The sequence below is a fragment of the Flavobacterium sp. genome (assembly GCF_044338735.1).
GTDB lineage: Bacteria > Bacteroidota > Bacteroidia > Flavobacteriales > Flavobacteriaceae > Flavobacterium.
The window spans coordinates 1-10,478 of record NZ_JBIIWV010000073.1 but is presented as its reverse complement, the minus strand read 5'-3'; the positions used below and the strand labels follow the sequence as shown (position 1 = coordinate 10,478).

Annotated in this window: 10 protein-coding genes, 1 other RNA gene and 1 pseudogene; 3 read left to right on the top strand and 9 right to left on the bottom strand. The window is 30.8% G+C overall.

All coding sequences use genetic code 11. The features are described 5' to 3' along the window. Positions 1–73: 73 nt before the first annotated feature. From pyrR to ACIQZC_RS06315, 3 genes are all read right to left on the bottom strand, one after another. Positions 74–613: a bifunctional pyr operon transcriptional regulator/uracil phosphoribosyltransferase PyrR gene (pyrR, locus tag ACIQZC_RS06325; RefSeq protein WP_396138393.1), complete on the bottom strand. Its 540-nt coding sequence runs from the start codon at positions 611–613 to the stop codon at positions 74–76. A 65-nt stretch (positions 614–678) separates the two neighbouring features. Next, a complete protein-coding gene (locus tag ACIQZC_RS06320) occupies positions 679–1,038 on the bottom strand; it encodes a four helix bundle protein (RefSeq protein ID WP_396138392.1) in 360 nt (119 codons plus the stop codon). Between the two features lie 29 nt (positions 1,039–1,067). Beyond that, positions 1,068–2,687: an ABC-F family ATP-binding cassette domain-containing protein gene (locus ACIQZC_RS06315; protein WP_396138391.1), complete on the bottom strand. Its 1,620-nt coding sequence runs from the start codon at positions 2,685–2,687 to the stop codon at positions 1,068–1,070. 154 nt (positions 2,688–2,841) lie between these two features. Between ACIQZC_RS06315 and ACIQZC_RS06310 the strand changes: the two genes are divergently transcribed. Next, on the top strand, positions 2,842–4,245 hold the full coding sequence (locus tag ACIQZC_RS06310) for a TlpA family protein disulfide reductase (protein WP_396138390.1): 1,404 nt from the start codon (positions 2,842–2,844) through the stop codon (positions 4,243–4,245). Positions 4,246–4,287: 42 nt separating this feature from the next. Here the strand turns inward: ACIQZC_RS06310 and fsa are convergent, their stop codons facing one another. Both fsa and ACIQZC_RS06300 read right to left on the bottom strand, forming a co-directional pair. Beyond that, entirely contained in the window at positions 4,288–4,944 is a 657-nt protein-coding gene (gene fsa / locus ACIQZC_RS06305) for a fructose-6-phosphate aldolase (RefSeq protein ID WP_396138389.1), read from the bottom strand. Between the two features lie 118 nt (positions 4,945–5,062). Then, a complete protein-coding gene (locus tag ACIQZC_RS06300) occupies positions 5,063–5,797 on the bottom strand; it encodes a bacteriorhodopsin-like (protein ID WP_396138388.1) in 735 nt (244 codons plus the stop codon). 123 nt (positions 5,798–5,920) lie between these two features. Between ACIQZC_RS06300 and ACIQZC_RS06295 the strand changes: the two genes are divergently transcribed. Further along, positions 5,921–6,787: a Brp/Blh family beta-carotene 15,15'-dioxygenase gene (locus ACIQZC_RS06295; protein WP_396138387.1), complete on the top strand. Its 867-nt coding sequence runs from the start codon at positions 5,921–5,923 to the stop codon at positions 6,785–6,787. 6 nt (positions 6,788–6,793) lie between these two features. Here the strand turns inward: ACIQZC_RS06295 and ACIQZC_RS06290 are convergent, their stop codons facing one another. Further along, positions 6,794–7,597: an SDR family oxidoreductase gene (locus tag ACIQZC_RS06290; RefSeq protein WP_396138386.1), complete on the bottom strand. Its 804-nt coding sequence runs from the start codon at positions 7,595–7,597 to the stop codon at positions 6,794–6,796. Positions 7,598–7,669: 72 nt separating this feature from the next. Beyond that, an RNA gene (gene ffs, locus ACIQZC_RS06285) (signal recognition particle sRNA small type) lies at positions 7,670–7,768 on the bottom strand. An 89-nt stretch (positions 7,769–7,857) separates the two neighbouring features. Here ffs and ACIQZC_RS06280 point away from each other — a divergent pair. Beyond that, complete coding sequence (locus tag ACIQZC_RS06280; RefSeq protein ID WP_396138385.1) at positions 7,858–8,901, top strand: glutaminyl-peptide cyclotransferase; 1,044 nt, start codon at positions 7,858–7,860, stop codon at positions 8,899–8,901. Between the two features lies 1 nt (position 8,902). Here the strand turns inward: ACIQZC_RS06280 and ACIQZC_RS06275 are convergent, their stop codons facing one another. Then, positions 8,903–9,853, bottom strand: coding sequence for an NAD(P)H-dependent flavin oxidoreductase (locus tag ACIQZC_RS06275; RefSeq protein WP_396138384.1), 951 nt, complete (start codon positions 9,851–9,853; stop codon positions 8,903–8,905). Positions 9,854–10,232: 379 nt separating this feature from the next. After that, positions 10,233–10,478: pseudogene (locus ACIQZC_RS06270) on the bottom strand (molecular chaperone DnaK); the annotation flags it as partial.

The following is a 10,478-nucleotide window of genomic DNA, read 5'->3' as shown; positions in this document are numbered from 1 at the left end:
TTGTTTGGTAATGTGTTTTATTCCGATTAAATGATTTACTGATAATTCTTTCATTGCTTTGGATTTTCTGTTTTTATTTTGTTACCAAATAAACGGCGTCTTCTCCATCATTTTCAAGCCATTTTACTAATACTTTTTCGTTGTTTATAGCATCTACTTGTCTTCCGCGATAATCGGGTTGAATGGGTAAATGACGGCTAAATCTTCTGTCAATTAAGGTTAGGAGCTCAACTTCTGATGGTCTTCCGAAGGATTGAATGGCGGTTAACGCTGCATTAATACTTCTTCCAGTATATAAAACATCGTCAATAAAAACAACTTTCTTATCTTCTACTAAAAAATCGATTTGAGTTTTATTAGCTTCTAATAGTTTATCGCTTTTTCTAAAATCATCACGAAAAAAAGTAATGTCTAAAAATCCCAATTGGATTGCAGTTACTTTATATTCTGTTTCTAAAATTTGTTTGATTCTTTCGGCTAGGAATTTACCTCTTGGTTGTAAACCGATTAAAATAGTATTTGAGAAATCTAAATGATTTTCAATTAGTTGACAAGCTAATCGATGCAAGATGATGTGTACTTCTTTTGAAGTGAGCAAAACTTTTTGACTCATGATGAAGTTAATTTAATTACAAATTTAAAATTAAAAATTAAGGAATAAAAAAAAAGGACAATTAATTAACTATCCTTTTTCATGGTTATTTTTATTTTAGCTAAAATCTTGCATATTTCAAGAGCATCTTGCAATAAACTATTTGCTTCATTTTCATTCAAATAATCTGTTTCTTTCATTAATTTTAACCAGTAAACTGTTTCTCTCGACTCTTTATACGAAATACTTATTTTTGAAATAAAGTCAGCATTTGATTGACCACCAATAGCTTCTTCAATATTTGCACCAATACTTGTAGCACTTCTCAAAAATTGCTTTGACAAAATGAATTCTTTTTTTTCTTGTGTTAAAAATTTATAAGTATTTATTGCTCTAACTGCGAAAGCAAATGACTTTTGTTGAATAATATTTTCCTTTATACTCATTAATTTTTAATTCAAAAATTTTAATTTATTTATGAATACATTTTCTGTCTTAATTCTTTTATTTTTTCATCTTCTAAATATTCATCAAATGTCATGTATCGGTCTATGGAGCCATTTGGCGTTAATTCTAAGATTCTGTTACCTACTGTTTGTGCAAATTCGTGGTCATGTGTAGTGAACAATATTGAACCTTTAAAATTATTTAAGGAATTATTAAAAGCAGTAATCGATTCTAAGTCCAAGTGATTCGTTGGTTCGTCTAACATCAACACATTAGCTCTTATCATCATCATGCGTGATAGCATACAACGTACTTTTTCTCCACCAGATAAAACGTTACATTTTTTTAAAGCTTCTTCTCCAGAGAAAATCATTTTTCCTAAGAATCCACGAACATAAACTTCATCTCGTTCTTCTTCGGTTTTTACCCATTGACGCAACCAATCCACCAAATTTAAATCAATTCCATCAAAATATTCATGATTGTCCACTGGCAAATAGGATTGTGTTGTGGTAATTCCCCAATCAAAAGTACCTGCATCAGCAGTCATTTTATTGTTTAAAATTTCATAAAAAGCAGAGGTGGCTCTTGAATCTTTAGAGAAAACTACAATTTTATCACCTTTAGCCATGTTTAAATCCACATTTTTAAATAATGTTTCTCCATCAACTGAAGCGGCTAAACCTTGTACGTTTAATATTTGATCTCCTGCTTCTCTCTCTACATCGAAAATTATTGCAGGATATCTTCTACTAGAAGGTTTAATCTCGTCTAAATTTAATTTTTCAATCATTTTTTTACGAGAAGTAGCTTGTTTTGATTTTGCCACATTCGCACTAAAACGACGGATGAATTCTTCTAATTCTGCTTTTTTCTCTTCCGCTTTCTTATTTTGTTGTGTTTTTTGACGGGCAGCTAATTGAGAAGATTCGTACCAAAACGTATAATTACCAGAATAATGCGTGATTTTTCCAAAATCAATATCCGAAACGTGTGTACAAACTGCATCTAAAAAGTGACGGTCGTGTGATACTACTAAAACTGTATTTTCATAATTGGCTAAGAAATTCTCTAACCAACCAATAGTTTCAAAATCCAGGTCATTAGTAGGCTCATCCATAATCAACACATCTGGATTTCCAAATAAAGCTTGCGCTAATAAGACACGAACTTTCAATTTTCCGTCCAAATCAGCCATTAACGTATAATGATGTTCTGTTCCAATTTCTAAATTAGATAACATATTTCCAGCATCGCTTTCTGCATTCCATCCGTTCATTTCGTCAAATTGCAATTGCAATTCGCCTATTCTGTTAGCATTTTCATCGGTATAATCGGCATACAAAGCATCCATTTCAGATTTTATCGTATGCAATACTTTATTTCCCATCAATACCGTTTCTAAAACCGTATGTTCGTCAAATAAATTATGATTTTGATTTAAAACCGACATCCTTTTACCAGGTTCAAGAATTACGCGACCCGATGTTGGGTCCATATCTCCTGAAATAATTTTCATGAAGGTAGATTTCCCAGCACCATTGGCGCCAATGATTCCGTAGCAATTTCCTTGGGTGAAAGTTGTGTTTACTTCATCGAATAAAATTCGTTTACCAAATTGAACCGATAAATTTGAAACTGTTAACATTTTTGTATTTTTATAAAACTGATGCAAAAGTAGTAAAAATAGTAGATTTTGAATGGTTTATTACTATTTAATATTTGGTTTATTTTAACTGAATGTTAACAAGCTCGTTTGAATAATACTAATACATTTGTTATTAAATAAAAATATTAAGTGCATGGTTAAAAAATACATACTGTACCTTTTACCGCTATTCATAATTATTTCTTCATGTTTTACTGCTTGTAAGAAAGGTTTTGAAGCAAAAAACTATGTAGCTTACTTTGGGGGTGAAGTACAAAATCCACAAACGAACTATGTACTTTTACTGAAGGATAATACGGTCGTTGATACGATTTATTTAGACAAAAAAAATCGATTCCTGCATAAATTTGATTCGTTAGCCCCTGGTTTATATACGTTTAAACACGAACCTGAATATCAATATGTTTATTTTGATAAGAACGACAGTTTAATGGTTAGAATAAATGCTTTTGATTTTGACAATTCAATTGTTTTTTGTGGTCGTGGAGATGAAAAAAATAATTTCTTGATGGAAATGTACTTAAAAAACGAAGAGGACAAAGGTACAATGTATGATGTTTTTGATCGGAATGTAAAACAATTTACAAAAAATATAGATTCTAGTTTTGCTATTCGTAAATCATTTTATCTAAAACGAAAAGCAGAAATTGGTTGGGACGAAACATTTGATGCGGTTGCAAAGGCCAGTCTTGATTTTCATCATATTACCAAAAAAGAAATCTATCCTTATGCACATCAGTTTAGAACAGGGGAAAACATAAGAAAAACTTTACCTTCTAATTATTATGCCCATCGAAAAGAAGTAAATTATGAAAATCATGATTTAATAAATTATTCGCCTTTTATCAAATATGTAAGCATGATGCTCAACAATATGGCTTATGAAAAAAATAAAGGAAATCTTAATGAAAACTCGATTGAAAATAATATTGAAAAGTTAAACATTACCAATAAAATAATTAACAATGAAAAAGTTCGAAATGTAGTGCTGAACAATGTGGCGCTAATGTATTTATTGGAAGATCAAAACATGTATAATAATACAAAATTCATTGAGCGTTATTTGCACTTATCAACTGATGCGGCACTTGAAAAAGAAATTAGAACGATATACAATTCGGTACAAAATTTGAAAGTAGGCAATCGACTTCCCGATATTAATTTAGTGAATGCTGAAAATAATCTGATTTCTTTAGATAAAATTATTTCAAAACCTACGGTATTGTATTTTTGGACGACACATGCCGAATCACATATGGCAGTAGCACATCAGAAAATTGATGATTTAAAAGCAAAACACCCAAATTATGATTTTATTGCGATTAATATTGACGATACGCAACCCAACTGGAATAATGCATTGAAAAAATACAAATTAAACCCTTCTTATGAATTACATGCTGATGACTTTGAAGCAATTCGAAATAAGTGGGTAATCACAAAGGTGCATCGTATCATTATATTAAATGCAGATGGCACTATAAAGAATGGATTTGCGAATCTATTTGACGTGAATTTTGAAACTAATCTACAATAAAAAAAGCGCTCTAATGAGCGCTTTTTTATGGGTTCAATAAAATTATTTATTCCCTTTTTCGTAATCAGCAATAAACTGTGCAATTCCGATATCTGTTAATGGATGTTTTAATAATCCTGTAATTGATGATAACGGACCTGTCATTACATCAGCTCCAATTTTAGCACAATTAATCACGTGCATGGTATGGCGTACAGATGCTGCTAAAATTTGCGTTTCAAAACCGTAGTTGTCATAAATTTGACGAATTTCATCGATTAAGTTTAAACCATCTGTTGAAACATCATCTAATCTTCCTAAGAAAGGTGAACAATATGTAGCACCCGCTTTAGCAGCCAATAATGCTTGTCCTGCAGAGAAAATCAAAGTAACATTGGTTTTAATTCCTTTATCTGAGAAATATTTACAAGCTTTTACACCTTCTTTAGTCATTGGTAATTTAACGACGATTTGTTCGTGTAATTCAGCCAACTCCTCACCTTCTCTTATCATGCCTTCAAGATCCATTGCATTTACTTCGGCACTTACATCACCATCTACAATAGTACAAATATCTACGTAATGCTTTAAGATATTGTTCTTTCCTGTAATGCCTTCTTTAGCCATTAATGATGGGTTTGTGGTTACACCATCTAAAATTCCTAATTCTTGTGCTTCTTTAATTTGCTCTAAATTAGCAGTGTCTATAAAAAATTTCATCTTTTAAAATTTAATTTTGTGTGTTGTTTTGAAATGCAAAAGTAAGGAATCCATTTTGAATAAAATAAAAAAACCGCTCCATAAAATGAAGCGGTTTTATTAAAAATTTAAAATTGAATTATGCTTTATCGCTTGAAGTCGATTTAACAGCTAAATTGTAAATAACTAAACCAAATCCAATTTTGTTGATAGCATCAGCAATATTGTAAGCTACATCTACACTTCCTTTACCTAAAAAGTCTGTGTACCAACCATCAGTTCCTAACATGTAACCTAATGGATAGATAGCCCAACCTACTAATACGAACCAACATAAAATTTTGTGAGAAGATAAAACATTTCCACCAGCTGCAGCAGCTAGTTTAGAAGCTTCACCAAACCAAATTTCATAAGCGATTGCAAAATAAGCTAAACCAGAGATGAATCCCCATAAAGCTGCTTGATCACTAAAAATTGTTTCTCCAAAATAACCTGTAACTAACATAACTATTGAGTAAAAAATCATTTTCCACAATAAACTTTGTTTAGCACCAGCTACTTTTAAAATTAAATAAAACTCTAAACACATTAATGGAACAGTCAAAGCCCAATCAACATATCTAAAAAACGTTGGCGATTCTTGGAACGCATTCCAATAATCACGCATGTAGAAATAATGTACTGCAGCAATGAAGGTAATTAAACCTGAAACCAATACTGAAGTACGCCACTTTTTATCAAATTGACTTAATGATAAAAAGAAAAATGCTGAAGCAGCCATCATAGCCATGCTTCCAATAAAAAAAGTAAAACCAACATAATCATTAGGTAACATTTTTGTTACACCAGATGAAAGAAACATTAAATTTGTCATAATTAAAATAGTTTGAATTAGTTAATTATTGTAAATTTATAAAAAAAATAATATAAAAAACAATTTTTTTTGTTTGTTTAATTTTAAATTGTTTTAAACAAAATTCATTTATGTGTGTTAAAAATGAGTAAAATATCAATAATAACAAGCTTTCTAGGCTTATGGCTAACTTCTTATTTATCAGATAATAACCAAATAATTTTTGGATTTTTTTTAATATTTACATTCGGAATTTTGCATGGAGCTAATGATTTGGTGCTAATTGATCGAATTGAAAAGAAAAAAAAGAAGCCTTTTATTAAAATAATTATAAGTTATGTTATAATTGTTTTATTGTCTGTAATTCTGTTTACCTCGTTACCAACTTTAGCCTTACTTTTATTTATTATTGTAAGTGGTTATCATTTTGGAGAACAACATTGGCAAATAATTTCCTATGAAAGAAATCTAGCAAGTAAATTATTTGAACTTACTTATGGTTTATTTATTTTGGGGCTTTTATTAAATTTTAACAATAGTGAAGTCTCAAAAATAATTATTGAAATCACTTCAATAACTTTATCACCCATAGTATATAAAGTAATAGTTTTAGTGCTCGGCCTATTTTTAGTGTGTTTTTCTTATTTAATGGCAATAAAATCAAGTGATTTTAAAAAGAATATTTTAGAACAATTCTTTTATCTTGTTTTGCTTTGTGTCATTTTTAAAAGTTCAAGCTTAATTTGGGGCTTCACAATTTACTTTATTTTTTGGCACAGTATACCTTCGTTAAATGATCAAATTATTTTTTTATATGGTAGTTATAGTTTTACTAATTTTAAAAATTATTTAAAAACTGCATTTTGGTATTGGTTTGTGTCGCTATGTGGAATAACATTATTATATTTTGCAGCAAAAGACCTTATTATTTTCGATGCTTTATTTTTTTCATTTTTAGCTTCAATAACTTTTCCGCATGCGATAGTTATTTTAAAAATGTTTAAAAAATAAATCATATTATAATTTATAATGATTCATCAATAATTTTTCATAGACTAAATCAGGCAAAACTCGTTTTAAAAGGATGGAAAACTTTTGCATGAAAGCCCCTACCTTATAATGTACTTTTGGACTTTTGGTTTGTATAATAGCAAAAATTGCGGCTGCCATTTCGTTTGGATTATTTCCACTATCTACATTCGAATCCATTTCCTTTAAGGTATTTCCATAGGGCACTTGATATGCTGAACCTTTGATAACAGGTGCATGATAACGACCTGCTGCAATGTTTGTAGCAAAATCGCCTGGAGCAACATTTGTAATTTGGATACCGAACGACTTTACTTCCATTCGTAATGCTTCGGTAATTAATTCTAATGCGCCTTTTGATGCTGAATAAATGCCCCGATAAGGCAAACCCATATACCCAGCAATTGAAGTAATGTTAATAATTAAGCCTGAATTTTGAGAACGCATTTGGGGTAAAGCTGCCTTCATTACTTCGATCGGACCAAATAGATTGGTTTCAAAATTATTTCGGATTTCTTCTGTTGGAATTTCTTCAATTGGTCCCGTAATACCAACACCCGCATTATTAATTACAACATCTAACTGGCCTTCTTTTTGTACGATTTCAGTCACACAAGCTATAATACTTTCTTTATTACGAACATCTAATGCAATCAATGGAAATACTGAATGAGTAGCTTTTTCGGGATTTCTACTAGTTCCATATACTATGAATCCTTTGTTATGCAGATACTCGCCGATTGATTTACCTATTCCAGAAGAAGCTCCTGTAATTAATACTACTTTTTTCATTTACAATATAATATGTTACGAAGGTAAGAAACTTTTGGGCATAAAAAAATCTCCCTAAGGAGATGAAATAAAAAAAGGCAAGCGACCTACATCGCACCGCTACAACCACATACCTTTGCTGTGTTCCCACCCTGGAGGAGTCTGCAGGAGCTGGTCGTGTAGGACTTGCCGGTGCAAATATACAATCTTTTTATATTTTTACAAGGGTAATTGTAGGTATAAAAAATCATTGTATATTTACCTTATAAAATATTTTAAACATGTTAAAACTTAAGCTATTCGCTTTCATTGCATTAGGTATTATTTCAAATTCATGTAAAGAGGATGAAAATGCACTAAAAAATTTATTTTCAATTGAAAATGCTTCTATAAAACCAATACTTAAACTTGAGGAAAGTATTGATTTAGTGCTTCAGAATAAAGAAAATAAAACCATTGATTCAGTAGTTTATTACATTAATGACCTAAAAGCAGGTGCAGTAAAAGGAAACGAAAAATTACCATTTGCATTAAAAAATCAGAAATTAGGAAACCAAACCATCAAAGCTTTAGTATATTTTGAAGGAAAAAGTATTGATATTCTGAGTAGTTTTTCAATATATGCCAGTGAAGAGCCTACAATTTTGAATTACAAAATTATTAATACCTATCCGCATGATATTAATGCTTATACTCAAGGTTTTGAGTTTTATAATGGCATTTTATTAGAAGGAACGGGACAATATAAAGAATCAACACTCAGAAAGACCGATTACAAGACGGCTACAGTTACTGAGCAAATTAAATTGGAGGACAAGTATTTTGGCGAAGGAGTCACGGTGTTAAAAGACAAAATCTATCAATTAACTTGGAAAGAAAAAACAGGTTTTATTTATGATGCAAAAACGTTTAAACTAGAAAAAACTTTTTCGTTTGAAACCGAAGGATGGGGTATTACTAATGATGGTGAAAAATTATACATGAGTGATGGTTCTGAGAAAATTTACACTTTAGATCCGATTACATTTAAAGTTGTTGATTACATTAGCGTGTACACAGCTGGTTCAAAAATAGACGCTGTTAATGAAATGGAATGGATCAATGGAAAAATTTGGGCCAATATCTATCAAAAAGAAGCTATAGCAGTTATCAATCCAAAGACAGGTGCGGTAGAAAATATAATTAATTGTGCCGATTTAAAAACTAAAGTTACACAACATCCCGAACTTGATGCTTTCAATGGAATTGCATACAACCCAGCTACGAAAACCTATTTTATAACTGGTAAAAATTGGGATAAAACCTTTGAAATTGTAATTGAATAAATTACGAAACTAAATTACTTACAATATCCTTAACTGGTAAAATTTCTTTGGTATTTTCAATGGTTGGACCCGCTACCCAAACCGTTTTGTAAGTTACTTGAGTAGCCGCTTTTTCGGTTGCTTTCATACCAATGTAAAAACGTATCATTTTGACCCATTTTTTGAGGACTTTATTCTTATTCAATAAAGTTTCTACCCAAGTTTGTTTAGTACCTACTTTTTGAACATAAGGCGTATTGATAACAGTACAAGGTGTTCCCGAAATGCGTTCGGTCATCACAATGTCTTTTGCTGAATAATCAACACAAGCTTGTTTATATTCTTGCGAAACAGCTGATTCTATGGAAGCTATAAACGGACTTCCAACAGAAACACCAACAGCTCCATAGCTGATGATATTATCTAAATCGGACTTATTCCCTACTCCACCTGCAGAAATTACAGGTAGCGAAGTATTTTCATTCAATTCCTTAATTAAAGTTTCTGGATCTAAATTTCCTCGATGCCCTCCCGCTAGATTATTTACAGCAATCAAAGCATCGGCGCCTAATCTTTCAACTTTTTTTGCAAAAGATAAATCGGTAACGTCGCAAAAAACTTTTATTCCCACTTTATGAGCTTCTTTAATGGTTTCTTCTGGCGAACCTAAAGAGGTTATGATAAAATCTACTTTCTCTTCGCATAATACTCGAAGTTGATCTTTATACTTTATATTGGATTTATTGACAATTAAATTATAACCAAAACTTCCTCCAGAAACTTTAGCCGCTTTTAATTCTCTAATCGATGCTTGTAACTCTTCTAATGTTCTATAATTTAATGCAGGAATACAACCAGCAACTCCGCTTTTCATTCCTTCAATGACCATTTTTGTATTAGATACTAAAAACATGGGAGCTATAATTACAGGATGTGTAATTTGTAAAAGAGACGTTAGCATTTGTCTTTCCATGGTGTAGATTTTTTTCAAATATATAAAAAAATAATACTATGCATGCATATTATCATTTAAAATAACATAGAAAAAGATGTTAAAACCGCTACTGGAAATTTTGATGGAAAAAGAATTAGTGTCTTAGATACAGATATTCCTTCTATAGCTAAAGGACAATTGGTGGAATTAAAAGCCCAATTGAAAAAAGCAAGTGCTACTTCTACAGATCGTTTAACTAAATTTCACTTAAATGATTTAGTTGCAAGAATTGAAAATGCAATGAAACCTAAATAATCAATCCATCTATATTTTATATCTATTTCATTCAATTTTTATAATTTGAAAAAAAAACCGAATCATTGCTGACTCGGTTTTAATAATTATAAAGATTAACTAATTATTTCACTTCTTCAAAATCTACATCTTGAGTTTGATCTCCAGAAGCATTTGCTTGAGGTTCTGCTTGTGCAGCTTCACCTTGCTCTTGTGATTTATACATTTCTTCAGTAGCAATTTTCCAAGCTGCGTTAACGTTATCTAAACCTTTTTGAATAGCGTCTAAATCTTGTGTTTCATGACCCATTTTCAATTCAGTTAATGCATACTCAATTGCTGTTTTGTGTTCAGCAGTTAATTTATCACC

Excerpts from the sequence above, each read along its gene's own strand:
- fsa (WP_396138389.1), bottom strand. The coding sequence starts at position 4,944 with ATGAAATTTTTTATAGACACTGCTAATTTAGAGCAAATTAAAGAAGCA.
- ACIQZC_RS06280 (WP_396138385.1), top strand. The coding sequence starts at position 7,858 with ATGTTAAAACTTAAGCTATTCGCTTTCATTGCATTAGGTATTATTTCA.
- ACIQZC_RS06310 (WP_396138390.1), top strand. The coding sequence starts at position 2,842 with ATGGTTAAAAAATACATACTGTACCTTTTACCGCTATTCATAATTATT.
- ACIQZC_RS06295 (WP_396138387.1), top strand. The coding sequence starts at position 5,921 with ATGAGTAAAATATCAATAATAACAAGCTTTCTAGGCTTATGGCTAACT.
- ACIQZC_RS06275 (WP_396138384.1), bottom strand. The coding sequence starts at position 9,853 with ATGGAAAGACAAATGCTAACGTCTCTTTTACAAATTACACATCCTGTA.
- ACIQZC_RS06300 (WP_396138388.1), bottom strand. The coding sequence starts at position 5,797 with ATGACAAATTTAATGTTTCTTTCATCTGGTGTAACAAAAATGTTACCT.
- ACIQZC_RS06320 (WP_396138392.1), bottom strand. The coding sequence starts at position 1,038 with ATGAGTATAAAGGAAAATATTATTCAACAAAAGTCATTTGCTTTCGCA.
- pyrR (WP_396138393.1), bottom strand. The coding sequence starts at position 613 with ATGAGTCAAAAAGTTTTGCTCACTTCAAAAGAAGTACACATCATCTTG.
- ACIQZC_RS06315 (WP_396138391.1), bottom strand. The coding sequence starts at position 2,687 with ATGTTAACAGTTTCAAATTTATCGGTTCAATTTGGTAAACGAATTTTA.
- ACIQZC_RS06290 (WP_396138386.1), bottom strand. The coding sequence starts at position 7,597 with ATGAAAAAAGTAGTATTAATTACAGGAGCTTCTTCTGGAATAGGTAAA.